The organism is Acinetobacter sp. C13 (genome assembly GCF_016809775.1).
Classification (GTDB): domain Bacteria; phylum Pseudomonadota; class Gammaproteobacteria; order Pseudomonadales; family Moraxellaceae; genus Acinetobacter; species Acinetobacter pittii.
Genome location: NZ_JAFBJL010000003.1, coordinates 445,135 through 470,134 on the forward strand (window position 1 = coordinate 445,135; position 25,000 = coordinate 470,134).

The 25,000-nt window shown below is 38.7% G+C and carries 23 protein-coding genes and 4 tRNA genes; 19 read left to right on the forward strand and 8 right to left on the reverse strand.

Translation table 11 applies throughout. The features are described from left to right. The first annotated feature begins 94 nt into the window (after nt 1–94). From rpsM to JGE69_RS12030, 6 genes are all read left to right on the forward strand, one after another. Nucleotides 95–451: a 30S ribosomal protein S13 gene (rpsM, locus tag JGE69_RS12005; RefSeq protein WP_000090816.1), complete on the forward strand. Its 357-nt coding sequence runs from the start codon at nt 95–97 to the stop codon at nt 449–451. A gap of 19 nt (nt 452–470) precedes the next feature. Then, complete coding sequence (gene rpsK, locus JGE69_RS12010; protein WP_001040166.1) at nt 471–857, forward strand: 30S ribosomal protein S11; 387 nt, start codon at nt 471–473, stop codon at nt 855–857. Nucleotides 858–869: 12 nt separating this feature from the next. Further along, on the forward strand, nt 870–1,496 hold the full coding sequence (rpsD, locus tag JGE69_RS12015; RefSeq protein WP_000135204.1) for a 30S ribosomal protein S4: 627 nt from the start codon (nt 870–872) through the stop codon (nt 1,494–1,496). 17 nt (nt 1,497–1,513) lie between these two features. Beyond that, complete coding sequence (locus JGE69_RS12020) at nt 1,514–2,521, forward strand: DNA-directed RNA polymerase subunit alpha (protein WP_002116730.1); 1,008 nt, start codon at nt 1,514–1,516, stop codon at nt 2,519–2,521. Nucleotides 2,522–2,539: 18 nt separating this feature from the next. Further along, nucleotides 2,540–2,917 (forward strand): 50S ribosomal protein L17, encoded by a 378-nt coding sequence (gene rplQ, locus JGE69_RS12025; RefSeq protein WP_002049717.1) that lies wholly within the window; start codon nt 2,540–2,542, stop codon nt 2,915–2,917. Between the two features lie 181 nt (nt 2,918–3,098). Next, on the forward strand, nt 3,099–4,589 hold the full coding sequence (locus JGE69_RS12030; RefSeq protein ID WP_199113570.1) for a flavin-containing monooxygenase: 1,491 nt from the start codon (nt 3,099–3,101) through the stop codon (nt 4,587–4,589). Between the two features lie 50 nt (nt 4,590–4,639). On the opposite strand, the gene JGE69_RS12035 is transcribed toward JGE69_RS12030, so the two are convergent. Then, nucleotides 4,640–5,812 (reverse strand): acyl-CoA dehydrogenase family protein, encoded by a 1,173-nt coding sequence (locus tag JGE69_RS12035; RefSeq protein ID WP_002116790.1) that lies wholly within the window; start codon nt 5,810–5,812, stop codon nt 4,640–4,642. Between the two features lie 188 nt (nt 5,813–6,000). On the opposite strand from JGE69_RS12035, the gene JGE69_RS12040 reads away from it, so the two are divergent. From JGE69_RS12040 to JGE69_RS12060, 5 genes are all read left to right on the forward strand, one after another. Next, nucleotides 6,001–6,258 carry a succinate dehydrogenase assembly factor 2 gene (locus tag JGE69_RS12040; RefSeq protein WP_002117064.1) on the forward strand — a complete coding sequence of 86 codons (258 nt, stop codon included), beginning with the start codon at nt 6,001–6,003 and terminating at the stop codon, nt 6,256–6,258. A 6-nt stretch (nt 6,259–6,264) separates the two neighbouring features. After that, nucleotides 6,265–6,654, forward strand: a complete 390-nt coding sequence (locus JGE69_RS12045; RefSeq protein ID WP_199113572.1) for a hypothetical protein — start codon at nt 6,265–6,267, stop codon at nt 6,652–6,654. Nucleotides 6,655–7,424: 770 nt separating this feature from the next. Beyond that, nucleotides 7,425–8,513 (forward strand): hypothetical protein, encoded by a 1,089-nt coding sequence (locus JGE69_RS12050; protein WP_069119507.1) that lies wholly within the window; start codon nt 7,425–7,427, stop codon nt 8,511–8,513. An 84-nt stretch (nt 8,514–8,597) separates the two neighbouring features. Then, the gene (rrtA, locus tag JGE69_RS12055; protein WP_005067290.1) at nt 8,598–9,173 is read left to right on the forward strand and encodes a rhombosortase; all 576 of its coding nucleotides are present in this window, start codon (nt 8,598–8,600) and stop codon (nt 9,171–9,173) included. 179 nt (nt 9,174–9,352) lie between these two features. After that, nucleotides 9,353–11,548: a TRAP transporter large permease subunit gene (locus JGE69_RS12060; RefSeq protein WP_017400431.1), complete on the forward strand. Its 2,196-nt coding sequence runs from the start codon at nt 9,353–9,355 to the stop codon at nt 11,546–11,548. Nucleotides 11,549–11,712: 164 nt separating this feature from the next. On the opposite strand, the gene JGE69_RS12065 is transcribed toward JGE69_RS12060, so the two are convergent. The 4 genes from JGE69_RS12065 to rnr all read right to left on the reverse strand — a co-directional run bounded on the left by JGE69_RS12065 (nt 11,713) and on the right by rnr (nt 17,013). Further along, nucleotides 11,713–12,144, reverse strand: coding sequence for a hypothetical protein (locus tag JGE69_RS12065; protein WP_005067294.1), 432 nt, complete (start codon nt 12,142–12,144; stop codon nt 11,713–11,715). An 11-nt stretch (nt 12,145–12,155) separates the two neighbouring features. After that, nucleotides 12,156–12,365, reverse strand: coding sequence for a YheV family putative zinc ribbon protein (locus JGE69_RS12070; protein ID WP_002117042.1), 210 nt, complete (start codon nt 12,363–12,365; stop codon nt 12,156–12,158). 40 nt (nt 12,366–12,405) lie between these two features. Then, on the reverse strand, nt 12,406–14,460 hold the full coding sequence (locus JGE69_RS12075; protein WP_199113573.1) for a M3 family metallopeptidase: 2,055 nt from the start codon (nt 14,458–14,460) through the stop codon (nt 12,406–12,408). A gap of 135 nt (nt 14,461–14,595) precedes the next feature. Further along, nucleotides 14,596–17,013 (reverse strand): ribonuclease R, encoded by a 2,418-nt coding sequence (rnr, locus tag JGE69_RS12080; protein WP_199113574.1) that lies wholly within the window; start codon nt 17,011–17,013, stop codon nt 14,596–14,598. A gap of 261 nt (nt 17,014–17,274) precedes the next feature. Here rnr and JGE69_RS12085 point away from each other — a divergent pair. The 4 genes from JGE69_RS12085 (at nt 17,275) to JGE69_RS12100 (ending at nt 18,268) form a co-directional block, all read left to right on the forward strand. Then, nucleotides 17,275–17,365 (forward strand) — tRNA-Ser (locus tag JGE69_RS12085). 10 nt (nt 17,366–17,375) lie between these two features. Next, nucleotides 17,376–17,452, forward strand: a tRNA-Arg gene (locus JGE69_RS12090). A gap of 39 nt (nt 17,453–17,491) precedes the next feature. Further along, a tRNA-Arg gene (locus JGE69_RS12095) sits at nt 17,492–17,568 on the forward strand. 106 nt (nt 17,569–17,674) lie between these two features. Further along, complete coding sequence (locus JGE69_RS12100; RefSeq protein WP_199113575.1) at nt 17,675–18,268, forward strand: HAD-IB family hydrolase; 594 nt, start codon at nt 17,675–17,677, stop codon at nt 18,266–18,268. Between the two features lie 64 nt (nt 18,269–18,332). Here JGE69_RS12100 and JGE69_RS12105 read toward each other — a convergent pair whose 3' ends face one another. Continuing rightward, nucleotides 18,333–20,480, reverse strand: a complete 2,148-nt coding sequence (locus tag JGE69_RS12105) for a beta strand repeat-containing protein (RefSeq protein WP_199113576.1) — start codon at nt 20,478–20,480, stop codon at nt 18,333–18,335. Nucleotides 20,481–20,852: 372 nt separating this feature from the next. Here JGE69_RS12105 and JGE69_RS12110 point away from each other — a divergent pair, with 372 nt between their 5' ends. Continuing rightward, a complete protein-coding gene (locus tag JGE69_RS12110; protein WP_227504977.1) occupies nt 20,853–20,972 on the forward strand; it encodes a hypothetical protein in 120 nt (39 codons plus the stop codon). Between the two features lie 88 nt (nt 20,973–21,060). Then, nucleotides 21,061–21,137, forward strand: a tRNA-Arg gene (locus JGE69_RS12115). Nucleotides 21,138–21,253: 116 nt separating this feature from the next. Here JGE69_RS12115 and JGE69_RS12120 read toward each other — a convergent pair. Continuing rightward, the gene (locus JGE69_RS12120; RefSeq protein WP_069121970.1) at nt 21,254–21,946 is read right to left on the reverse strand and encodes a nitroreductase family protein; all 693 of its coding nucleotides are present in this window, start codon (nt 21,944–21,946) and stop codon (nt 21,254–21,256) included. Nucleotides 21,947–22,169: 223 nt separating this feature from the next. Between JGE69_RS12120 and JGE69_RS12125 the strand changes: the two genes are divergently transcribed. Continuing rightward, on the forward strand, nt 22,170–22,667 hold the full coding sequence (locus JGE69_RS12125; RefSeq protein WP_069121969.1) for a YcxB family protein: 498 nt from the start codon (nt 22,170–22,172) through the stop codon (nt 22,665–22,667). Nucleotides 22,668–22,706: 39 nt separating this feature from the next. Beyond that, on the forward strand, nt 22,707–23,348 hold the full coding sequence (locus JGE69_RS12130) for a fumarylacetoacetate hydrolase family protein (protein WP_005078301.1): 642 nt from the start codon (nt 22,707–22,709) through the stop codon (nt 23,346–23,348). A gap of 103 nt (nt 23,349–23,451) precedes the next feature. On the opposite strand, the gene JGE69_RS12135 is transcribed toward JGE69_RS12130, so the two are convergent. Then, the gene (locus JGE69_RS12135; RefSeq protein ID WP_002119535.1) at nt 23,452–24,699 is read right to left on the reverse strand and encodes a YihY family inner membrane protein; all 1,248 of its coding nucleotides are present in this window, start codon (nt 24,697–24,699) and stop codon (nt 23,452–23,454) included. Nucleotides 24,700–25,000: the final 301 nt, after the last annotated feature.

Here is a 25,000-nt window from a genome sequence, read left to right on the forward strand (position 1 = left end):
CTGTTGATTTCAGTAGGCGAATTGGGTTAATATCCGCCCCTCAAGATTTTTGTGGGGCGGTTGATTATCTCTACTGCCTTTTTGGAGAAAGTGAATGGCTCGTATTGCCGGTGTAAACATTCCGGATAACAAGCATGCTGTTATCTCCCTCACTTACATCTTTGGTATCGGTCGCCACACTGCTAAGAATATCTTAGCTACAGTTGGTATTACTGAAACTACTAAGATCCGTGAGTTGGACGATGCTCAGCTTGATGCGATTCGTGCAGAAGTTGCTAAGGTTCCTACCGAAGGTGACTTACGTCGCGAAATTTCCATGAACATTAAACGTTTAATGGATTTGGGTTGCTACCGCGGCCTTCGCCATCGTCGCAGCTTGCCTGTCCGTGGTCAACGCACCAAAACTAACGCACGTACCCGTAAAGGTCCGCGCAAACCGATTAAAAAGTAAGATTTCTGGAAGCTAAAAGATGGCTAAAGATACTCGCACACGCAAGAAGGTCACTCGTACCGTCTCTGAAGGTGTTGCACACATTCACGCGTCTTTTAATAACACCATTGTTACGATTACTGATCGTCAAGGTAATGCATTGGCTTGGGCCACCTCAGGTGGACAAGGCTTCCGTGGTTCACGTAAATCAACTCCGTTTGCTGCTCAGGTAGCTGCTGAAGTTGCTGGTAAAGCAGCTTTAGATTACGGTTTGAAAAATCTGGATGTCCTTGTAAAAGGTCCTGGTCCAGGTCGTGAGTCTGCGGTTCGTGCATTAGGCGCAGTGGGTTATAAGATTAACAGCATTACCGATGTGACTCCAATTCCTCACAACGGTTGCCGTCCACCTAAAAAACGTCGCGTGTAAGGAGAAACATTCATGGCTCGTTATATTGGTCCAAAATGCAAACTCTCTCGCCGCGAAGGGACAGACCTGCAACTTAAATCTGGCGTTAAACCATTTGACGTCAAAACTAAAAAAGCTAACAAAGCACCTGGTCAACATGGTCAGGCACGCGGTGGTAAGCAATCTGAGTATTCACTACAATTACGTGAAAAACAAAAAGTCCGTCGTATTTACGGTGTGTTAGAACGTCAATTTAGTAACTACTATAAAGAAGCAGCTCGTGTTAAAGGCGCAACAGGTGAGAACTTGTTGAAATTGCTTGAAAGCCGTCTTGATAACGTTGTTTATCGCATGGGTTTTGGTTCTACACGTGCAGAAGCTCGTCAGTTAGTAAGTCACCGTAGCATTACTTTGAATGGTCGTCGTGTAAACATCGCATCTATTCAAGTTAAAGCTGGTGATGTAATTGCGGTTCACGAAGGTGCTAAACAACAATTGCGTATTAAAAACGCGATTGAGTTAGCTGCACAACGTGGTATTCCAGCTTGGATCGAAGTTGATCATTCTAAGCTTGAAGGTACGTTTAAAGCTGCACCAGATCGTTCTGATTTACCTGCTGAAATCAACGAAAGCTTGATTGTAGAATTGTATTCTAAATAATCCTTGAGGTAGCAATAATGACGCGTACTGCAAACGAGTTTCTAACTCCGCAAGCGATCAAGGTCGAAGCGGTAAGCGGGACCTCGGCAAAAGTGATTCTAGAACCTTTAGAGCGTGGTTTTGGCCACACTCTAGGTAATGCTTTACGTCGCATTCTATTGTCTTCTTTACCTGGCGCTGCTGTGGTTGAAGTTGAGATAGAAGGTGTCGAGCACGAGTACAGTACTTTAGAAGGCTTGCAGCAGGACATCGTCGAGCTCTTGCTGAACCTAAAAGGATTGTCTATTAAGCTGTTCGATCAAAATGAAGCATATTTAACATTAGAGAAACAAGGTCCTGGCGATATTACTGCTGCTGACCTTCGTTTACCTCATAATGTTGAAGTGGTTAACCCAGAACATTTAATCGGTACTTTAAGTGCTTCAGGCTCATTAAAAATGCGCTTGAAAGTTGCTCAAGGTCGTGGTTATGAAACATCTGATTCTCGTTTCCCTGAAGGCGAAACACGTCCTGTTGGTCGTTTGCAATTAGATGCTTCTTATAGCCCGATTAAACGTGTTTCTTACACCGTTGAAAATGCGCGTGTAGAACAACGTACCGATTTAGATAAACTGGTAATCGACCTCGAAACAAATGGAACGGTTGATCCTGAAGAAGCAATCCGTAAAGCGGCAACAATCTTGCAACAACAAATTGCAATTTTTGTTGATCTTCAGAAAGACCAAACTCCAGTTGCTCAAGAGCCTCGTGAAGAAGTTGACCCAATCTTGCTTCGCCCAGTAGATGATCTAGAGCTTACTGTTCGTTCTGCTAACTGTTTGAAAGCAGAAAATATTTACTACATTGGTGATCTTGTTCAACGTACTGAAGTTGAGTTGTTAAAAACTCCTAACCTTGGTAAAAAATCGTTAACAGAGATCAAAGATGTTTTGGCATCGAAAGGCTTACAACTCGGTATGCGTCTTGAAAACTGGCCACCAGCTAGTCTTCGTATGGACGACCGTTTTGCCTATCGTAGCCGTTAATTAAGTAGGACTATCACCATGCGTCATCGTAATAGTGGTGTGAAATTAGGCCGTACAAGCAGCCATCGTAAAGCGATGTTCCAAAACTTGGCTAATTCTTTATTTGAACACGAGTTGATCAAAACAACTGTGCCTAAAGCTAAAGAATTACGTCGTGTTGCTGAGCCTTTAATCACTCTAGCAAAAAACGATACTGTAGCAAATCGTCGTTTAGCATTTGCTCGTACTCGTAATGCTGCAACTGTTGGTAAATTATTTACCGTACTCGGCCCTCGTTACAAAGAACGTAACGGCGGTTATCTACGTGTTCTTAAAGCGGGCTTCCGTGCTGGTGATGCAGCACCGATGGCTTACGTTGAGCTTGTAGATCGTGAAGTAAACACTTCAGCTGAATAATTGATTTTATTCAAAAAAGACCGGTTTTATGCCGGTCTTTTTTATTTCTACTCACAAAATAAATTATAAAAATGTCCTCAAGTGACATAAAAAAGTAGATAAACGGTCAAACTTGACATTGTGTATTGTCAAAATTGTGTTTTAATAAACTTATATTCTCAACAATGGGTATAAAAATAAAATGGAAAAGCAAGTTGATATTTTAATCATTGGCGCAGGTATTTCAGGAATCGGAATTGCTGCCCATTTGTCAAAAAATTCACCACAACGACAATTCGAGATTTTAGAACGTCGTGAGTCTTTTGGTGGAACATGGGATCTTTTCCGTTATCCTGGTATCCGTTCAGATTCAGATATGTCTACCTTTGGTTTTAACTTTAAACCATGGTGTAAAGCGAATGTATTAGCTGATGGTGCTTCTATTAAAGGATATTTAGGAGAAGTAATTAATGAATTTAAATTAAAAGAAAAAATTCATTTTGGTCATCGCGTACTTTCTGCTAATTATGATTCGACTTCAAAAAAATGGCAGGTTGTAGTCGAAGATAGCAAAAAAAAACAGCAGACTTGGATTGCTAACTTTGTGGTCGGTTGTACAGGTTACTATAATTATGATCAGGGTTATGCGCCTTCTTTCCCAAATCAAGAAGCATTTAAAGGGCAACTCATTCACCCACAGCATTGGCCTGAAAACTTAGATTACACAGGTAAAAAGGTGGTTATTATTGGTAGTGGTGCAACAGCGATTACTTTAGTACCAGCAATGGCTAAAGGTGGGGCAGGTCATGTGACCATGTTGCAGCGTTCACCAACATATATTGCTAGCGTTCCTTCTATCGATTTTATCTATGAAAAAACGCGTAAATTTATGTCTGAAGAGGCAGCTTATAAATTTACTCGAGCTCGCAACATTGGTATGCAGCGCGCTATTTATGCGCTGTCTCAGAAACATCCTAAAACTGTACGTCGTTTACTTTTAAAAGCAATTGAAGTGCAGCTTAAAGGTAAGGTTGATATGAAGCATTTTACACCTTCATACAATCCTTGGGATCAGCGTTTATGTGTAGTGCCAGATGGGGACTTGTTTAAGATTTTACGTGAAGGCAAAGCGAGCGTAGAAACTGATCAAATCGAGAAATTTACTGAAAAAGGTATTTTACTTAAATCTGGCAAACATCTTGATGCTGATATCGTTGTTTCTGCAACAGGATTACAAGTTCAGATTATGGGCGGAGTTCAGGCGACTCTTGATGGGAAACCAATCAACTCATCTGAACATATGCTTTATAACGGCATAATGCTAAGTGATGTACCGAATATGGCTATGATTATTGGCTATGTAAATGCCTCATGGACACTCAAAGTAGATATCGCTGCCGAATATATTTGTCGCTTATTAAACTATATGGACAAAAATAGTTATGATGAAGTGATTCCATCGGGTGATAAGACTGTGATGGAAGAAGATACTGTAATGGGTAAATTATCTTCAGGTTATATTAACCGTGCAGCACATGAACTTCCTAAACAAGGTAAGCGTGCTCCATGGCAGGTGACTAATAACTATTTAGAAGATAGAAAGTCTTTGAAAAATGCAAAATTTGAAGATGGCATTCTTCATTTTCATAAGCGTTCTGAAGCGAATGAGCGTAAACCAAAATTAGTATCTTAAGTCCTGTTAAATAAAAAAAGGGGCGTAATGCCCCTTTTCTTGTAAAGGTATTAAAGTGTTCTTGAAATTAATTCTTTCATGATTTCATTTGTACCTGCATAAATTCGATTTGCTCGATGATCAATGTATGCACGTGCAATTGGATATTCAAGCATATAGCCATAACCACCATGTAACTGAAGACATTCATCTACAATCTTTGAGAACATATCAGAAATTTTATATTTAGCAGCAGCAGCAGCTTCGACACTCAATTTTTCTTCAAGTTGTAATTCCATACAACGATCTAAATATGTCCGGCAGAAATCGATTTCTGTTCTGAGTTCCGCAAGTTTGAAGCGCGTATTTTGAAATGCGCCAATAGGTTTACCAAATGCCTTGCGATCTTTTGTATATTGGACGGTATGTGCAAATGCTGCTTCAGCACCTGCCTGACAAATAATAGCAACTAACATTCGTTCCCATGCTAATTCTTTCATGAGCATGATAAAGCCCATACCTTCCATGCCTAAAAGGTTTTCTTTAGGAACGCGAACGTTATCAAAGAATAATTCGCAGGTATCTTGGCCTTTCATACCAATTTTGTTTAGTGGTTTACCTTTACTAAAACCAGCTCTGTCTGCTTCTACAATAATTAAGGATAAGTTCGCCGAACCTTTCTCACTATTACCAGTCTTACAAACAACCACGGCCATGTCGCATAAGTAGCCATTTGTAATAAAAATTTTAGAACCATTAATGACATATTCATCACCCTCAAGTACGGCGGTGGTTCTTACCGCTTGTAAATCTGAACCAGTGCCTGGTTCCGTCATTGCAATAGCAGTAACAACTTCTCCAGTTGCCATTTTGGGTAACCATTTTTGTTTTTGCTCTTCATTACCAAAATTATTAACGTAATTAGCAACAATATCGGAATGTAGAGAGAAACCAGTACTTGAGTCCATCGCATACGCTTGTTCTTCAATAAGAATCATACTGTATAGGCGATCTACCCCAGAGCCACCATATTCCTCTGGCATTGTGGTACAAAGAAGACCCAGTTCTCCAGCTTTATTCCAAAGATCTCGGTCAACATGTTGCTGTTTTTCATATTTCTCTATATTGGGAACGACTTCCTTTTCATAGAATTTACGCACTGTCTCACGGAAGGCTTCGTGTTCTTCATTGAATAATTGTCTTGGTAACATATTTGGAATAGGACGGATGGCACCAGATTGCATTTGTATTTCTTCCTTGGTTCAGGTGTGATGTTATGCCCTAAACATACGTAAGCATTTCATGCCTAACAATGTGATGAATGCTCAATTATGCGGATAAGATGATAAATTTGGTCAATTTGATATTTTTAGCGATCTTTAGGATGTGATCAGGTAAACTAGGCGCACTATCAACACAGATGGGGACGTAAATGTCTGACGAAATGACCTTGGAAGAACGTAAAGTAATTTATCGAGCACGCCGCGGCTTAAAAGAAATTGACGTCTATTTTGACCCGTATGTAAAAAACTATTATTTAAAAGCTGATCCAGCAGAAAAAGCATTATTTGCAGAGTTAGTCGATCAAGAAGATCCGGATTTATTAGATTGGTTCATGGAAGTTTCTGAACCTCCACGTACTGAGTTACGTGAATTTATTTATAAACTAAAACAGTATGTACATGGCTAAACTGTTTTGATAAAAGAATTAAATTTTGAGCTGAAATATAGCCGTATCTCGGTAATATTTCAGCTTTTTGTTGGTTTGGGTTTAGCAATCCTGCTTTATCAGTTATTAACACCGATATGGTGGCTATGTGCTGTTATTCTTCTATTTATTGGTTTTATTTTCTTTTTAAAGCAAGCACAAATATCTCAAATTGAATATTTAGATCAAAAATTATGGTCGGTTGCATATTTCTCAAAAAAAGAAATTTACCGTGCAGAAATTACTAAAATAATTGATTATCAGTTATTTGTAGTTATTTATTTTGAAGAGACTCCTACGAATATAGCTATTGTTTGGTTCGATCAGCTTCCTATTCAGCAGTGGAAAAGATTAAAAGTTTTAGAAAAACTCTATTAATTGTTCGACAATTCTACAATTGTATATTTATTTAAAAACCATAAAAAACAAAAACTTAATAATTTTTTTCTTCATTAAACTTCGGATTGTCTAATTAGAATATAGAAAAAAGCCAAGGAAAGACAATTGTCTGACAATTTCACCTATAGGTAGCTATTTGATCGGTTAAAGTACAAACACCAACGTAAAGTGTGTCGGAGGTCTCAAAATGGAGATGCCAACATGGTCGTTCTTGGTCATTGCCATAATTCTGGCAGTGGTGATAGGAAGAGCAGGAACTTTACTCAGGGAACATCTTAACAAAGTTAGTTTTAACAAGGTTAAGAGACAGAGGATGCAAGGTCGTCGATCAGTCAATTATTAAAATTGGTTAATCGATTAATTTCATCAAGTGTCCAGTTTATAACTGGGTGCGATTGTAGTAAGGAGGTCTCTCATGGAGATTTCAATGTGGATGTTTCTGTTAATTGCAGTTGTTATGGCTGTAGTAGTAGGAAGAGCAGGAACTTTACTTAAGGATTATATAGAACAAAAATAATATAAGCCGTTAAAAGCTTATCCCAGTTAATAAGTAGCATGTGCTGAACCGTCGCAATGCTACTTTTTTTTGCCTAAAATTTCTGTTTCCTCGAAAAACTGTCAATTTTATCTGCTGTGAAGTGTGTCAAAGTATAAGCGCTACAATTAGAGTAATTACTCTTTTATTCAAGATATGCATCTGCTAATGTACATCTGAAAAGGAAAAAACAAATTACATAGAGGACAGGAAGATGTCTAAAGTCCAAAAAATAAGCCAAGGTTTGGCGGTGAGTTTTCTTGCAGCTTCAGTTTTATCAGGTTGTTCATACGTCGTGAAAACCGGAGCAAATGTTGCTCTAGGTTTTACGGAAAAGCACGTCGTTCCACCTATTTTGGCAATGCAAGATGCTGAAATGGTATGTAATACCGGTAGTGCGTTAACACCTGCAATCATGTCTACTAAAGGGATGGGTGCAGATCCGACACGTGTTGCAGTATTAATGTATGCAGCATCAGGTGTATGTGCGGAAAATCAGGCTTTAGAAGCAGAATTACGTTATTTGCGCGCATCAAAAGCTGGTCAAGTGACAGAAGCCCAAGATGCACGTATTGCACAAAAGCGTTGGGCAGCAATTGCTGCTGAACGTCAATATACGGGTTATAAGTTATTTGCTGATCGTTGGGAATCTAAATATAAATATCACTTAGGTGATTCTTGCCCAACGATGCGTAATGATACTGATCAAACTGTTTATTTACTTGGCATGATCAGTGGTCTTCAGGCTGTGACCAACGATATTAACTCAGGGGGTGCAGTCAATGTTCCTAAAGATATCGCTGCTATTGTAGAGCGTGGCATGGTTTGTCTAGATAATGAAAAATTCTGGGGCGCACCTAACGCAACGCGTGCTGTTATCTGGACTTTATTGCCAGGTGCTGATGAAGGGAAACCTGATCCGTACCAAACTTTAAAACAGTCAATTCAGATTGGTGAGAAAAAAGGTGTTCGCCTATCTCATGCCTTATATGCTGTAGCTGCTCAAGCAAGCGGTGATGATGCAAAAATCCGTGATGCATTAAGAACCTATGCAGCATCTCAAGCTGATGACAAACCTGTCAATCCGAACTTTAAGTTAATCGATAGTATGGCTGGTCTTATTGTACGTGGTATCTCTGACCGTTACTGGACTGAGCATACTGGTGTACGTACCGGAGATGATGGTATGTCTCATTTCTGGGATGATAAAAATGAAGGTGCAGCAGAGCTAGATGAGTTGTTTGATGGGGGAGCCGCTTCTGAGGTTCCTGCGGATTCATCTGCTCCACCAGCAGCGCAGTAACGAATATTTGAAAGACTAACTTCTTGCGAGTCTATTGTTAAGTTCTACAATAATTGTAAGAAGTTTAATTTCAAGGAGTGTGCCATGAAGGATCATGTACTGAATAGTAAAGTGCTTTTGGTCGCAGTGTGCATTTCCATATCTGCATGTCTACAGGTGTTTCCTGATACTTTTATTTATTGGCGCGAAAGTTTACTTGGCGAATTCTGGCGTTTGTGGACTGCACATTGGGTACACGTTGGATGGGTTCATTTCCTTTTAAATATGATGGCATTCGCTTGTTTACCCTTTATTTTTCCACATACAAAAGCATGGCATCTTCTAAGTCTACTTTTGCTGTTGCCACCCTTTATTAGTTTGGTGTTTTACTTTTATTTACCTTATATCGAAGCTTACGCAGGTCTGTCTGGTGTCTTACATGGACTATATACAGCGGTTGCTTTGGTCTATCTGCAATATCGTAAAGAGCGAAATTTTGCTTTGCTGGTTTTAGGGTTAATTATTGCCAAACTCATATGGGAAAACACTTTTGGGCAAACAGGAACTGCTCAACTAATAGGGAGTCCAGTTTTAACTGAAGCTCATCTATATGGGGCAATTGGTGGAGCAATCTTTGGAGGATGTTATTGGATTTTCCAGAGATTAAAAAAGAAACATTGACAATACAAACTGTTAAAAAAGAGATTTTAGTCATTCTTTATTAACAAAGTTTGATGCAAATTTGATCGTTGAATAAAGGGATTGGTAGAAGGGGGATGGATTTAACCCCTGACCAAGAAAAATTGCATGACTCAAATCCTTATTTTTTAGGGATTTGAGAGAACAAAATTGGAATATTTATGCAAGAACATCAAGAAAAAAGATCTGGATTAGGTCTGCTGGGTTATATCTGGAACGAATGGATCTCAACATTCGTCATCCTCATTTTGCTATTAATGACGCTAATTATTGGTACCGGGGAAATGATCCACGGACAATTATTACGTATCGGGGAACGTCTTTATGGCGACCCTGCTACAGGTATGCAATATTCTTTTTTGCGTGCTGAGCCTGAAAAGCCAACTTGTGATCGACATCCAAATATCGAGGCTCAAGTAAAAGAACAAATGAAAGCGAATGCGTCTGATGATTTCGCGAGTTTCTTTGGTGCAGCATCGGAAAGTGATGTCCGTGCATCACTACTCGCAGCGCAGCAACAATGTGATGAAAAATATCAGGCATATGATAAAACTATTAAATATATCGAAGCTAACCCTGGGGTACGTACTTATCGTGCTATCGAGACTGGTTTCTTTGGTATTTTTAAATTTGGTACAGAAAACCGTGCCATTTTACTGGTCTTTATGGTTCTGATTTCTGCGATTACTGCATCGTTGAAATATCACCATATTGGCTTGCGTAACCCAGCAACAAAAATAGATTACAAAGTGTATTCCTTGTTTATGTTGATTGGTAATGCGCTGCTTAGTACCTCTGTCATTAGTCAGTATCGTTCAGTCATAAATTCTGGGGTAACACCTACCTATGAAACAGTAACGATTTACTGGATCTGGATGATTCTATTTGTTGTTCTGACTTTAATTAGTTTGTATCAATTATTTGTTTCACCTCCACCAAAGCGTGAAGGCGGAAATATAGGCTTAGCCTTATTATCGGTGCCTTTATACGCTTACATGGCCCTAATTACAGGCATCGTATTTACATTCTTTATGGATTACCCAATGGGGCAAGGTATTTACCTTGGTTTATTGGTTGAGTTCTCAGGCATCTTCTTAAACCTTGCCTTGTTCATTTGGGCAGGTATGCTTTTAACTCAAACACGCGTTATGGACTTGTTCCTTAATGTGCTTCGTCCATGGAACTTGGCACCAGAAACTTTAACTTGGTTAATTCTAATTGCTGCTGCTGTACCAACAGCTTATACAGGTGCATCAGGTATTTTCGTTATCGCAGCAGGTGCAATTATTTATAAAGAAGTCTGGAATGCGGGTGCTCGCCGTCAATATGCTTTGGCTGTGTCTGCAATGTCAGGTTCTTTAGGGGTAGTTGTACGTCCATGTCTACTGGTCGTTTTAATTGCAATGCTTGATAGCCGTCATGTTACATCGGATGAGCTGTTTGGGCATGGTATTTATGTATTTTGGTTAACTGCATTTATTTTCTTGGGCGTTTCACTACTTTTGGCTGAAGAAAAATTCCGTGTGAATTCACCAAAAGTTGCGATTCCGGGCATGATGCGTGCCTTTGTACCTGTAATTCCATATATTCTGATCACTGCTGTTGTTCTTGCGATCTATAAATATGCATTAGATACAGGAATGAACGAATTTACTGCACCAGTAATTTTGCCATTAGTCCTGATCGCAATGATCTTGTACGACAAATTGGTTGCGACCAAAGAAGCGCCTGCAATCAATATTCATGAAGCGATTGTTCGTGAACACGAACAAAAATCACCATTTCTTCGTGCACATGATCCGCATAGCTCTCAATACCGTCTCGGTTTTGGTGGAGCACTTCGTTTTGCGACCTCAGAAACTGTAGGTCATATCGGTGCTTTAATTATCTTGATGGCATTGTCCGCAAGTGTAGGTGGTTTAATTGAACGCTCTGAAGTGGTCGAATTATTACCGACTCATTTGGGCAGTATTTACATTTCACTCGCATGTATTGCGCTATTACTTGCCATTATTGGTATGTGTACAGATCCATTTGGTGCTGTAATTTTAGTTGCTGCAACTATTGCACCTGTGGCATACGAAAATGGTATTCATCCAATTCATTTCTGGATGATTGTGTTGGTTGCATTCGAATTTGGCTACGTAACACCACCAGTTGCCTTAAACCATCTACTTACGCGGTTGTCCGTGGGAGATGATGAGGTGAACGCTGCTGATGCTGAAGCGAAAGAGAAATATACAAGCTTCTACTTCCGTTATGAGCGCTGGTTGTTACCAATTATTGTCTTGTTCTCATCATTGGTATTAGTGACTTATGTGCCATACGTATTTAAGTTATTCGATTGGTATAAATAACTTAAATCAAAGTATTGGTTATACAAAAAAGCCTTCCTAAATGGAGGGCTTTTTTAATAAGTAGATTGAGTAAATTGAGAAAAAGCTAATTAGTACTATTTTTAAATCCGAACAAAAAAGCTAAAGATGGATAGCTTTAGCTTTTTTAAGAGTTCGTTGAAAAACTATTGCTGTTTAAGCTGAGCTTCCAGCAATTTAACTTGTTCTTCTTTGAGTTTAGTTAATTGATCAGCATCTGCATGCTGAGCTTTTAAGGTGGCTTCCTGATCTTTTAGCTGGCGATGAATATCTTCAAGTTTAGATACTTCTTCTTTTGCTAAAGACTCCTGTGCTGGGACAGGCTCTTTAAGCACATTTTCACTGACAAGTTGCTGAGAGCTTGCATTTTCAGCTAAGGGTTCAGAACTTGGTAATGGCTCAGCTGGTTTCGGTTTAGCAGGAGCAGGAGTCGAGACAGGTTGTGGATCAACCAGTGGTGCTGACGACTCGGTTTTTTTAAAAAACCATTGCGCTGCAAAAAAAAGCACTACGAGAATGCTTAAGCCCCCAATTAAAATCCATAATAATTTTGAGTTTTGTTTTCTTTGTAGTGGCATGTTTAAGACCTTTAGTCGGGACGACGTGGCTTGAACTGTATTACCCCAATTTCATCCGGTTCAGCAGGTGTTTCAGGCTCATCAACATGAGTCGGACGATTTTCGCTATAACCGCATTCGATACATTCAATCCATTCGTCTTCTGCGGTGGTTAGCATGATAATCCGATCCATGGCTTCACATTTTGGACATTTTGCCCCAGCAATGAAACGTTTTTTCATCTTTATCACCCTAACCACACGATCAATTTAGGCCCATAGTTTAAGCGGTTTTGTTGTCATTCGTCCAACCTTGATGACGTAACAATGCGTCAATTTTAGGCTCGCGTCCACGGAAATTAACAAATGCCTCAAGCGCAGTGTCTTTTCCACCCACAGCTAGAATTGCCTGACGGAATTCTTTACCCGTTTGAGTGTTGAAAATGCCTTCATTTTCAAAACGATCAAATGCATCGCTCGCTAAGACTTCTGCCCATTTGTAAGAGTAATAACCTGCGGCATAACCGCCAGCAAAAATATGACTAAAACTATGTTGGAAACGGTTGTAGTCGACAGTAGGAACGACCGCATATTGCTTACGAATATCGTTTAAGGTTTGCTGAATTTGCTCACTGTTTAGTGCAGGTGTTTTTGTGTGAATGGTCAAGTCAAATAATGCAAATTCAAGCTGACGTAAAGTTTGCATACCAGATTGGAAGAATCGAGCATTTAATAAAGCATCTAGTAATTCTTGTGGCAAAGTCTGTTTACTATCGATGTGTTCACTTAATACATCTAGGCTTTCTTTATCCCATGACCAGAATTCCATAAACTGGCTTGGTAATTCTACTGCATCCCAAGCAACACCATGAGTTCCTGCAACCGAGATATTATCTACTTCGGTCAACATATGATGTAAACCATGTCCGAACTCATGGAACAAAGTAATCACTTCGTCATGAGTCAATAAAGCAGGTTGGTCACCTACTGGAGGAGTAAAGTTACACACCATATAGCAAATTGGTTTTTGTAAGCCATGAAGTGTTTGCATGCGCGAGCGGAAGCCGTTCATCCATGCGCCACCACGTTTACCTGTACGTGCATAGATGTCAAAAAAGAAGCCACCAATCACTTGACCTTGGTCTTCTAATTCAAAATAACGTGCATCTGGATGCCAGACAGGTGCTTGTCTTTCGATAATATTAATACCGTATAGGCGCTGCACAATCTGGAATAATCCCTGAACAACTTTAGGTGCAGGGAAATAAGGTTTTAAAGCTTCTTGAGATAGGTTGAATTGTTGCTGTTTCAGCTTTTCAGAATAGTAAGTTGTATCCCAAGGTTTAAGCTCATCCACACCATCTTGTTTAGCAATATCTTGAAGTTCGGCAACTTCTTGAAGCGCAGGAGCGCGCGCATGCTCTGCTAGGTCAACCAAAAACTCATGTACTGTTTTTACGTCTGGTGCCATTTTGCTTGCAAGAGAATATTCAGCATAGTTATTGAAACCAAGTAGTTTCGCCATTTCCTGACGAAGGCTCAAAATTTCTTCCATAATTTTGCTGTTATCAAACTCAGTTGGTTCAGACTGATCAGATGCTCGAGTCACATAAGCTCTATAAAGCTCTTCTCGCAATGCACGGTCATCTGCATAAGTCATGATTGCAAAATATGCTGGGAAATCTAGGGTTGCTACAGCTTGGTCAAGTTCACGTTGTTTGCCGTACTGTTTTAATAACTCAATATTACTTGCTGGAAGACCTTTTAGCTGATCTTCGGTAAGTGGTTTAAAGTAAGCTTGTGTTGCATCAAGTACGTGGTTTGAAAAATCAGAAGAAAGCTGTGAAAGACGCGCAGAAATCTCTGCATAACGTTTTTTCTCTTCACCCTCTAAGGCTACACCTGAAAGTTTAAAGTCTCGTAAAGCTAAACGAATAGCACTTTGATGTGCAGGGCTAAGAGAGCTATAACCTTGACCATCATGGATGTGTTGATAGGTTTGATAAAGCGCCGTGTGTTGACCAAGCTGAGTGTAATATTCACTTAATGCTGGTAATAAAGATTGATAGACTTCTCTCGTTTCTGCATTGCTCATTACCGCGTTTAAATGCGATAAAACGCCCCATGATTCACTTAGATTATTTTCAAGTGTATCGACTTGCTCAAGTACTGCAAGTTGCTGAGTTACATCTGTAGGTGCAGCCGTAAGAGTATTTAAAAATTCCTGACCTGCTTGGATCGCTTGCTGGATGTCTTGTTTTAAATTTTCTAATTCAATTTGGTCAAAACGCGGAGTTGGTAAAGTCGCTTGCTGTAAAGTCATTGCTAATAGCCACATTATTTTTTAAACATGGTATTAGATGTAGGTCCTCTCAAGTCGGAAATCAAGCTTAATGTGTAAAATAACCCTTTTTAAAAAGAAATAAGTCTCCTATTGGAGACTTATTTCTGAAACGTGATAATTATTTACTCACTATTCTGCTTTTGATTTTGCATTCGACTTTTTCTTTTTAGGCTTAGATTTTTTCTTCACCTTTTCTGATTTAGTCTCCGCTTTTGCTGAGGTTTTTTTACCAGATTTTTTGGTGTAAGAACTTGGCTTACTTTTTTCTTTCTTTTTATGAACTGGTCTTTCACCATCACTGCTAACGGTTGGTTTGCTAAAGACCTCTTCGTTAGCCTGAGCAGTTGTTTTAGTCGTACGCGGTGCACGGCTACGAACTACTCGACCCGCATGGGTAATTTGCTTAATGAGCTGAAAGTCAATTTTACGTTCTTCCAGATTAACACCAGCAACCTGAATTTTAACTTCATCACCTAATCCAAAGACTTGACCACGATTTTGACCTACTAGATTTTGACTCGCTTGGTCATAAATAAAGAAGTCATCGCCGAGTTGGCTAATATGAATCATGCCATCGACATATAAATCTTTCAGTGTCACGAATAAACCGAATTCGGTTACCGCACTCACAATACCTATAAACTCATCACCTAGATGCTGCTGCATGTAGTGACATTTCAACCACGTCGTTACGCTACGAGAAGCTTCATCAGCACGGCGCTCTGTTTGAGAGAAATGTTCACCTGCATCATCTAGTGCAGCACCAGAGAGTGGATAAGGCTTTTGTTTCAAGTGAGCTTTAATGGCACGGTGTAATAATAGGTCTGGGTAACGACGAATTGGCGAAGTGAAATGCGTATAAGCTTCATAAGCCAAACCATAGTGCCCTGCATTTTTTGCGCCATAATAAGCTTGCATCATTGAGCGTAATAAGACGGCATGAATACTAGGAGCATCAATACGATCTTTAGTTGCTTCAATTACTCTTTGATAGTCTGCTTGAGTTGGTTGGTCAGGGAAGGGTAGACCCAGTAATTTAACAAAGTCTTTTACTTTCTGAATACGTGAGAACTCTGGAGCTTCATGCACGCGATACAGCATTGGAACATCATGTTCTAATGCATATTCAGCCGCAGCAACGTTAGCAAGTAACATGCACTCTTCAATAAGTTTATGTGCTTCATTACGTGTACGTGGCAAAATTTCTTTAATCCCGCCTAGCTCATCAAAAGTCATGTAAGTTTCAATGGTTTCAAATTCCATTGCATGACGATCAGCACGTAAATTTTTCAAAATCTGATAAAGCTGGAAAAGCGTATTTAACGATTTATGAACATCACGATCTTTTGGAATCGCATCTGTTGCGCCGTCAAAATATTGTGCCACCTGTGTATAGGTCAAACGCGCTTTTGAATGCATCACTGATGGATAAAAATCGTAACCAGTTACACGACCTGTACGAGAGAGTTTCAAGTCACAGACCATACATAAACGGTCTACATGAGGGTTTAGAGAGCATAAGCCATTTGACAATGCCTCTGGTAGCATCGGTAATACGAAATGCGGGAAGTATACCGAAGTACCACGTTCCTCAGCTTCTTCATTGAGGGCTGAGTCTAAGCGTACATAATGGCTAACATCAGCAATTGCGACAACTACACGATAACCGCCACCTGGACGTTTTTCTGCATAAACCGCATCATCAAAATCTCGAGCATCTTCACCATCGATCGTAACTAATGCTAAATCTCGTAAATCAATGCGGCCTTCACGGTCTTGAGCAGATGGTTCTTTAAAGCTTTCAGCTTCTTTTATAACTTCATCTGGGAATTCGTAAGGTAAGCCAAACTCAAGAATAGTCTGCGGAATAATAATTTCTGTATCAGCTTTGTCGGCCATAGACTGAATAATATGCGCCGTCGCAAATTCTTCACGAGTCGGATAACTATCTATTGCGACACGTAGCATATCGCCAACATTTGCTTCAGCATGCGTTACCAGTTCTTTTTCTAAAGGAATAGGTTGGTGCTGATTTGGATTGTTGGGCTGAATAAAATATTCGCCATCGTGAACCGACAATTTACCAATTAATTGTTTAACACGATGTTGTAAAACTTCTGTGATAAATCCCCAAGGTTTGCCTTTACGATCAACTGAAGTCTGTCGCACTCTAACTCGGTCACCGTTAAAGACTAAACGTAATTCACGTTCAGGAAGTAAAAGGTCACTTTGACCATCAATATGCGCTGTGCCTAAACCTTTACTATTGATATAAACAGTTGCTTCATAGGTCGGTTGATCTGCCACCAACTGAAATTTAAACCCGTCTTTCATGATTTGACCATCACGAACCATAGCACTTAAGCGATGACTGAGTGCTTCAATACTTTTTTGGTCATGAATATTAAAATGATCGACAAGTTCTGCATGAGATTGCGGTGTCTGCAATTGTTCCAATGTATCTAAAATAAGAGTACGGCTTGGAATAGGATTGTCATAACGTTCAGCTTCAGCTTTCGCTTCGGGGTCAGCCCAGTTTTTTGTCATGTCGTTTGGTTTCACGCTTGGCAGATAAGTTTAGCATAAGTCATGCAGACCCGAACTGCACGTTTAGGTTTGCAATAATGTGTTATGCACTACAGTATTTTGATGAAGAAATAATATCTATCTTAACAAGCGTTTGATCGAAAAAGACGAAAATAATGAGAAAATTGCTTAAAAAATAATTCATTGAACTAAAAAATAAGAAAATTTCACTATGATGACTTGAACAATAGGGTTTTAGTTTGTATTATGGCGGCTCGTTCCGGTGAGGTGGATGAGTGGCTGAAATCACTTCCCTGCTAAGGAAGCATACCTATTACTGGTATCGAGGGTTCGAATCCCTCTCTCACCGCCATTTACTTAATGCGCTCATAGCTCAGCTGGATAGAGCACTTGGCTACGAACTAAGGGGTCGGGAGTTCGAATCTCTCTGAGCGCACCAAGTAAAATAGAACGAATCGCTGAAAGGCACACAAGTTACGCGCTCATAGCTCAGCTGGATAGAGCACTTGGCTACGAACTAAGGGGTCGGGAGTTCGAATCTCTCTGAGCGCACCAACTTGAAGAATTAACCGCTTTTATAGCGGTTTTTTTGTGCCTGTTTTTTAGTACTTTAAAAAAATCTAAATTTATAACTTTTTAATTATATTAGAGATAATCATAAATGAACTTAGCTTTATTTGACTTTGATAGCACGATCACTCATAACGATACATTCAGTCTATTCCTTAAATTTTCTTTAAATAAAAAAACTCAAATACTAGGTGGTATTCGACTTGCACCTTATATAGCGGGTTATAAGCTTGGATGGGTAACCGATAAAACTATTCGAACTAAACTCTGTCAGGTGGGATACGTGGGCTATGATGCGGCTTCCCTAAAATATATGGGACAAGAGTTTGCTAAAAATATCCTTCCTACCTGTGTGCGTCAAAATGCTTTGGAACGTATTCTCTGGCATAAACAACAAGGTGATCAGATTGTTGTTGTATCTGCATCATTAGGCGTTTATTTAGAAAGCTGGTGTCAATCTTTAGATTTAGACGTTATATGTAATCAACTTGAAATACGTGATGGTATTTTGACAGGTGATTTTATTAATGGTGATTGTGGTTATTTAGAAAAAGTAAATAGAATAAAAAACAAATATGATTTAACTCAGTATTCTACAATTTATGCTTATGGTGATACACCTAATGATTATGCAATGTTAGAGCTAGCGCATAAGAAATATTATAGATGGGAAGAAATGAATTAATATTTAAAGATATATTAATAAATAAAGCCACTTGTAATAAGTGGCTTTATTTTAATGACTTATATTAAACAGTATTGAAAGAGTTTTCTAAGAAGTTATCGGTAAGTAATGATGTAGGTACGATAGTATGCGTTGTATTAGTTACGCTTGATACTGTCGAAGTTACACCACCAAGTAAGCTACCACCAGTTAATCCACCTAGTAAATTAGAAATAACATCTAATCCGCCTTCACTAGTCACACCGCCCGTTAAGCTACCCACGATATCTGTTACGATGCCGATAGGGTTGTCTGTACCACCAGTAACGCCACCAGTTAAGCCGCCTAGAAGGTCGGTCACTAAGCCAAGAGGACTATCACCATCTACGCTACCAGTTAAACCGCCAAGTAAATCAGTGACTAAGCCTAGTGAGCTATCTCCACCAGTAACCCCACCAATAGTTCCTGTCAATCCACCAATGATTTCTGTTACTAAGCCAGTAGCAGTTGTGCCATTTGTAATTAGCGTATCGAGAATACCGGTAGCAGATTCAGTAGCACCTTGAATGTCTCCACCCACTAGATCAGAAATGACTTCAAGCGTGCCATTTACTGTGTCACGAGAAGTTTCGAAAGTTAATGTGCCGAGGTCTGCAAGTTCAGAAACTGGATGTTCTGCTTGTGGAAGAATGCTGATAATTGTATCTGCAACTGTATCAATGCCAGTGTTGATAATTTCAGTTTTTAAGCTTTCTACGCCCTGAAGAATATCAATACCACCTTGAACAACATCAATCACTGGGGAGATTGGAGAAGTTCCATCACCGATACCACCAGTTACACCGCCAATAATGTCAGTAATTACTTCAAGTGGGTTACCGTCAACACCACCAGTTACGCCACCGATAATGTCAGTAATTACTTCAAGTGGGTTGCCATCAACGCCGCCAGTTACACCACCAATAATGTCGGTTACCACGCCAAGTGGGCTATCACCACTTGTTGCACCGCCGATAATGTTATTAATAATTCCAGTAGCAGTTGACCCATTTGTAATCAGTGTATCGAGAATACCGGTAGCAGATTCAGTAGCACCTTGAATATCGCCACCGACTAAATCAGAAACAACTTCAAGTGCACCGTTTACTGTGTCACGAGAAGTTTCGAAAGTTAAAGTGCCAAGATCTGCTAGGTCTGAAACAGGATATTCAGTTTGTGGAAGAATACCTATAATAGTATCAGCAACAGTGTCGATACCAGTATTGATGATCTCAGTTTTTAGGCTCTCTACACCTTGTAGAATATCAATGCCGCCTTGAACGACATCAATGACTGGAGCGATTGGAGATGTGCCATCACCGATACCGCCAGTTACGCCGCCGATAATATCAGTAATTACTTCAAGCGGATTACCGTCAACACCACCAGTTACACCACCGATAATGTCAGTAATTACTTCAAGTGGGTTACCGTCAACGCCACCAGTTACGCCACCGATGATGTCAGTAATTACTTCAAGCGGGTTGCCATCAACGCCACCAGTTACACCACCAACGACGTCTGTAATGCTTCCGACAACGTCAGTAACAATACCTGTAGCAGTTGTACCATTAGTGATTAATGTTTCAACGACACCAGTAGCAGACTCAGTTGCGCCTTGAATGTCTCCTCCCACTAGATCAGAAATGACTTCAAGCGTGCCATTTACTGTGTCACGAGAAGTTTCGAAAGTTAAAGTGCCAAGATCAGCAATTTCAGAAACAGGGTGTTCAGTTTGAGGAAGGACACCAATGATAGTATCAGCAACAGTGTCGATACCTGTATTGATGATTTCAGTTTTTAGGCTTTCAACACCCTGAAGAATGTCGATACCACCTTGAACAACGTCAATAACTGGAGCAATTGGAGAGGTTCCAAGATCAATACCGCCAGTTACACCACCCACAACATTGGTTACTGTTTCTAATGGATTTGTAGAACCGACAGTACCGGTTACAGTGCCAACCACATCAGAAATTAAGCCTGTTGTGGTTGTTGTCAGGGTGTTGGTTACCGTTGAAATTACATTAGAGAGTAAACCTGATGTAGAGATATTTACATCAGAAATGTTTATATCAGAAACGTTTACATTAACAGCGGAACCTGTGTTTACGTTTGTGTTTACCGATACAATATTACCCAAATCTTGAGTAATTTTTGATATCGAAGATACGAGGTTTGTTAGTAAGAACATGTTGGTCTATTTCCTATATAATTTTGTATTTTTAAGTAAGTATTATTTATTGCGCTTTATAATTAATGAGATGTGTATCTCAATAATTGCGATTTAGTATTGGTTAGATCTCAAAAGCTGTCAATGTGTATTTTTAGTCACATTTTTTGTTATTAAATAATATTTAAAGAAATAATAATTTATTTAATTTAGACATAAAAATAATAATAATTTTTATATTATATAATTTTAACTAATTATTTTTTTAATCATATTTTCACTTATTTGAAGCATTATCTTAGTCAAATTTCAAACAGTCTTATAATGGTTAGGTTCAACCAGAAATATATTATTTATATAATGTTGACTAAAACAGTAGCCTTTATCTTCTAGATAGATGGCAAAAAGCTTCAAAAATTCTATAAAACTTATTTGAAAAAAAATATTTCAGATACATCTTTGGTGAGCAAAGTTTCAATAACTTTAGCTACAAAGCTATGTAAACTAGAGTGATGGCTAAGAACTAGACGTTTGATGACAGAAAAATGAAAAAAGGCTTCCTAAGCCTTAAAAAATGCGTATAATGCGCAACATCAAGTACGCGCTCATAGCTCAGCTGGATAGAGCACTTGGCTACGAACTAAGGGGTCGGGAGTTCGAATCTCTCTGAGCGCACCACTTGAAGAATTAACCGCTATATATAGCGGTTTTTTTGTACCTGTTTTTTATTAGTTCGATTTAAAAGCTAGTGCTCATGGCAACCAGCTCTTAAATGATTTGAAGTTGAAAAAAAATTAGCCAAATGTTTTAAAACGGCTTTTATCTTCAATAAAAGCTTTTTCACCTGCTTCGCCTTCAATTGAACCAAATACTAATTGGGCTCTTAGTTTCCATTGAGCAGGAATATCAAAAGCAGCATTAATTTTCTCATCGATAATTGGGTTGTAATGTTGTAAAGAAGCTCCAATACCTTGTTCAGCCAATACATTCCATACTGCAAATTGTGCAATTGCTGTTGAGTGTTCAGACCAGACTGGGAAATTATCAGCATACAATTCAAATTGCTCTTGTAGACCTTTAATCACATCTTGGTCTTCAAAAAATAAAACTGTACCAGCACCCGCTGCAAAACTTTGAATTTTTTGTTCAGTTCCAGCCAGTGCTTCGGCAGGAACAATCGTTTTTAATACATCTAAAACAATATTCCAGAAATTTTGATGAGACTCATTAAATAAAATAACAATGCGAGATGACTGAGAGTTAAATGCTGAAGGGCTATGTTTGACTGCTTCTTGAATTAACCTTTCAATTTCCGAAGGAGTATGGTGTAAGTTTTTCCCGATCGAATAAATAGAACGACGTTTTTTAATTAATTCTAAAAAGCTTGGCTGATTGAAAAGAGGGGACTCTTGAGTGGCGTGAGTAACCACATCTTTTGAGACTGTTGCTTTTTGATTTAAGCCAAATAATTTTGCAAAGAAAGACATGAGACATTCCACTAAGAAGGTGATGCTCTTATTGTAGAAATTTTAAAAACTGAAATAAGCTCAAAAAATATGAATCTACGTTCTATATATGCAACGTAGTTGATTTTCGAATCTCATCATAAGCTCTACTTTTAAACAAAATAAAAAATAGCCTTTGATTCATTTTAAAGCTGAAATGAATATGCTCTAATAGTTTCGATTTATTGAGTATTGATGCAGTGCAATGACTGAGCAAAAAACAGCTTTATCTTTACGTTATTATTTGAGTTTAGAAGAGTCACAAGATGGATTTTCATTAGTGACATTTGGGAAAAAGCAATTTACCCGTTTTCTTACACCTGCAATTAGTATCGCAATTATTATTTGGGGATTTTATTTAGGTCTCTCTGGTGTTGGACGATATTATGTCGGGTTAGGCGTTTTTTTTCTGGTGATGCAAGGCCTGATGCGTTACTGGCTTTTACCTATGTTATTTAAGCGTCAATTTGTTCGTTACCAGTTTGGAAAGAGTGAGCAGGGAATCGACTTATATCAAGATTACTTTGAGCTTTATGCCAATGGTCGTAAGCAAGTGATGCAATATGCAGATGTACAAACTTTTGCTAAAGGCAAACTGACTTACATGCTTGAGCTAAAGAATAAAACTGTAATTATTGTACCAAAGCGTGCATTTGCACAGGTTTCAGATCAAACCATATTTGAAAATACATTTAAGAAATAAATTATTGGAATTATTAGCCGCAACAACAAAGGAAGCCTCATGAATACACGTCCTTCAAAAATCGTTTGCGTGGGCAGAAGTTACGCCGATCATGTCAAAGAATTAAATAATGCTATGCCTGACAGCCCTATATTATTTATTAAACCACCGAGTAGTTTGATTGGTTTAAATGACGGTATTTCTTGGAATCCAGCGTGGGGCAGTTGCCATTTTGAATGTGAGTTAGTGTTACGTATTGATCAACCTTTGAAAGGTGAAACAGATCCTGAAAAAGCTTTAAAAGCGATTGGAGCAGTAACTTTAGGTCTTGATTTAACAATGCGTGATTTACAGAATGATCTGAAAAGTAAAGGCCACCCATGGGAGCGAGCTAAAGCTTTTGATGGTGCTTGTGTTTTGGCAGATTGGGTTGATACAAAAGAAATTACAAATTGGCAAGAGACCAAATTCACTTTCCATATTAATGATGAATTGCGTCAAGATGGTAATACTGCACTGTTAATGTTTACTATTGGTGAACTTTTAACTGATATTAATCAGGTTTTTTCACTAGAGCCAGGTGATGTGATTATGACAGGTTCACCTGCTGGGGTTGGACCATTACATGCAGGTGATCAGTTGAAAATGACATTAAAAGGTGCAACGCAAGATTTTGCATGGGAAACTTTTGTAAAAGCATAACCCACTCCTAAAATTGCCAATTTTTAACCCTATTATTTTTGTAATAATAGGGTTTTTTATTGGGTAGGAAAGAGTGTCTATACTATTGAAGAGTTCTACTTTCTTATTTCTCTTCAAAAATTGTTGAGAGCGGAATAGAAAGTTTTGCTGCTAAATAATCATTAGATTCGACCAAGGCGGGTCCTATTTTTTCCATCCATTCATCGTCATCATGTACATTCAAAACATCTTCACGTAATGGTAAAGGGTATGGAAGAGCAGTGAAAAAGCTCCAGAAGTCAACTTGGGATAAATTGCGCGCAAGCACATATTCATCTTTATCGGTACGTTTAACCAAATTTTGCTCTTCAAGTAAAAGTACATAAGCTGGCCAGCGGCCAATTTCTCCGCGACCTAAAATTTCTAAAGCTTCTTTGTCACTTACACTTTCACCGAGTTTCTGTTTTTTATAAAACAGCTCGAGAATATCTAATAGCATTAAAACAGGATGACGTTTCTGCTCTTTACCCGAGTGAAAAGCAGTTAGAGCAAAACTTACTTCTACACCAAGTAAAATAATGTTCCATGACAGGAAGATCCATAGAAGGAAAATTGGCACTGCTGCAAATGCACCATAAATAATTTCATAACTAGTGAAATTTGACATCACAAAGCTAAAGAAATTTTTGAGTATTTCAAACAGTACAGCACTTAAACAAGCCGCTATTCCTGCTGCATAAACTGGGACTGTGCGATTGGGAATGGTCCAATATAAAATGAAGAAACCCAAAATAGTAAGTACAAAAGAAATTAGCCAGAGTAGAAATGCCCCATCAAGTTGATAACCTGTGAAGTTATTGCTTAATAAGTTCATCGATGCAACTGTTGATGAAATAACAAATGCACTGCCTAAAATAATCGGACCTAAAGAGATGATTGTCCAATAGCGCATAAAGCCCATAATGCCACTACGAGTTTCTTTTACACGCCAAATACGGTTAAAGACGGTTTCAATTGAGGTCAGCATTAAGACAGTAGTAACGAATAAAAAAAGCACACCAATAACGGTTAAGTTGCTAGATTTTTCTGTAAAAGCATTTAGCGCTTTATCAAATGCGATCGTGCTCTTTGGTAAAAAGTTACTATAGATTAAATGTTGCAGCTGTTGTCTTGCGGGTTCTAACGCTTTGATTGAAGAAATAATTACTAGAAAAACTGTTAACATCGGCACAACTGCGAATAGCGTTGTATAGGTGAGAGAGCCAGCTTGTTCACGGCACCGATCAGCTTCAAAACGCTTAAATACATATAAAACGAACTGAAACCAGGTTTTATTATAAAAAGGAAGCTTACTTAAAAAACGTTGTAACATGCGTCGTCTATCCCGATTTTTTTAATCATCATGTTGGGCGATTGATAGCTTATCAAAGTATGAGCTTAAGAACTCAAATCGTAGATTAAAGCAAAATAATAACTTATAGAATTAAAGTCGTTCTGTAAGTTTACTAGGTGCTATAGAAAGAATTGTAGCCATAAATTTTTTTCAAAAAAGTAGGCTTTCTGTTGTCTGAGCAAGGGTTTACCAAAAGTAGATAAACTTTTTACTCAATGAGTCCGAGAAATTTGCTCGCATTATCTTTTGTGCTACCTCATCAATCACCTCTAGAATTTCA

What these genes read in the sequence shown, in the direction of transcription:
- JGE69_RS12075 (WP_199113573.1), bottom strand. Translation starts at nt 14,460, where the DNA reads ATGTGGCTATTAGCAATGACTTTACAGCAAGCGACTTTACCAACTCCG.
- rpsD (WP_000135204.1), top strand. Translation starts at nt 870, where the DNA reads ATGGCTCGTTATATTGGTCCAAAATGCAAACTCTCTCGCCGCGAAGGG.
- JGE69_RS12105 (WP_199113576.1), bottom strand. Translation starts at nt 20,480, where the DNA reads ATGTTCTTACTAACAAACCTCGTATCTTCGATATCAAAAATTACTCAA.
- JGE69_RS12065 (WP_005067294.1), bottom strand. Translation starts at nt 12,144, where the DNA reads ATGCCACTACAAAGAAAACAAAACTCAAAATTATTATGGATTTTAATT.
- JGE69_RS12035 (WP_002116790.1), bottom strand. Translation starts at nt 5,812, where the DNA reads ATGCAATCTGGTGCCATCCGTCCTATTCCAAATATGTTACCAAGACAA.
- rplQ (WP_002049717.1), top strand. Translation starts at nt 2,540, where the DNA reads ATGCGTCATCGTAATAGTGGTGTGAAATTAGGCCGTACAAGCAGCCAT.
- JGE69_RS12100 (WP_199113575.1), top strand. Translation starts at nt 17,675, where the DNA reads ATGAACTTAGCTTTATTTGACTTTGATAGCACGATCACTCATAACGAT.
- rrtA (WP_005067290.1), top strand. Translation starts at nt 8,598, where the DNA reads ATGAAGGATCATGTACTGAATAGTAAAGTGCTTTTGGTCGCAGTGTGC.
- rpsK (WP_001040166.1), top strand. Translation starts at nt 471, where the DNA reads ATGGCTAAAGATACTCGCACACGCAAGAAGGTCACTCGTACCGTCTCT.
- JGE69_RS12030 (WP_199113570.1), top strand. Translation starts at nt 3,099, where the DNA reads ATGGAAAAGCAAGTTGATATTTTAATCATTGGCGCAGGTATTTCAGGA.
- JGE69_RS12020 (WP_002116730.1), top strand. Translation starts at nt 1,514, where the DNA reads ATGACGCGTACTGCAAACGAGTTTCTAACTCCGCAAGCGATCAAGGTC.
- JGE69_RS12125 (WP_069121969.1), top strand. Translation starts at nt 22,170, where the DNA reads ATGACTGAGCAAAAAACAGCTTTATCTTTACGTTATTATTTGAGTTTA.
- rnr (WP_199113574.1), bottom strand. Translation starts at nt 17,013, where the DNA reads ATGACAAAAAACTGGGCTGACCCCGAAGCGAAAGCTGAAGCTGAACGT.
- JGE69_RS12040 (WP_002117064.1), top strand. Translation starts at nt 6,001, where the DNA reads ATGTCTGACGAAATGACCTTGGAAGAACGTAAAGTAATTTATCGAGCA.
- JGE69_RS12060 (WP_017400431.1), top strand. Translation starts at nt 9,353, where the DNA reads ATGCAAGAACATCAAGAAAAAAGATCTGGATTAGGTCTGCTGGGTTAT.
- JGE69_RS12135 (WP_002119535.1), bottom strand. Translation starts at nt 24,699, where the DNA reads ATGTTACAACGTTTTTTAAGTAAGCTTCCTTTTTATAATAAAACCTGG.
- JGE69_RS12120 (WP_069121970.1), bottom strand. Translation starts at nt 21,946, where the DNA reads ATGTCTTTCTTTGCAAAATTATTTGGCTTAAATCAAAAAGCAACAGTC.
- JGE69_RS12130 (WP_005078301.1), top strand. Translation starts at nt 22,707, where the DNA reads ATGAATACACGTCCTTCAAAAATCGTTTGCGTGGGCAGAAGTTACGCC.
- JGE69_RS12070 (WP_002117042.1), bottom strand. Translation starts at nt 12,365, where the DNA reads ATGAAAAAACGTTTCATTGCTGGGGCAAAATGTCCAAAATGTGAAGCC.
- rpsM (WP_000090816.1), top strand. Translation starts at nt 95, where the DNA reads ATGGCTCGTATTGCCGGTGTAAACATTCCGGATAACAAGCATGCTGTT.
- JGE69_RS12050 (WP_069119507.1), top strand. Translation starts at nt 7,425, where the DNA reads ATGTCTAAAGTCCAAAAAATAAGCCAAGGTTTGGCGGTGAGTTTTCTT.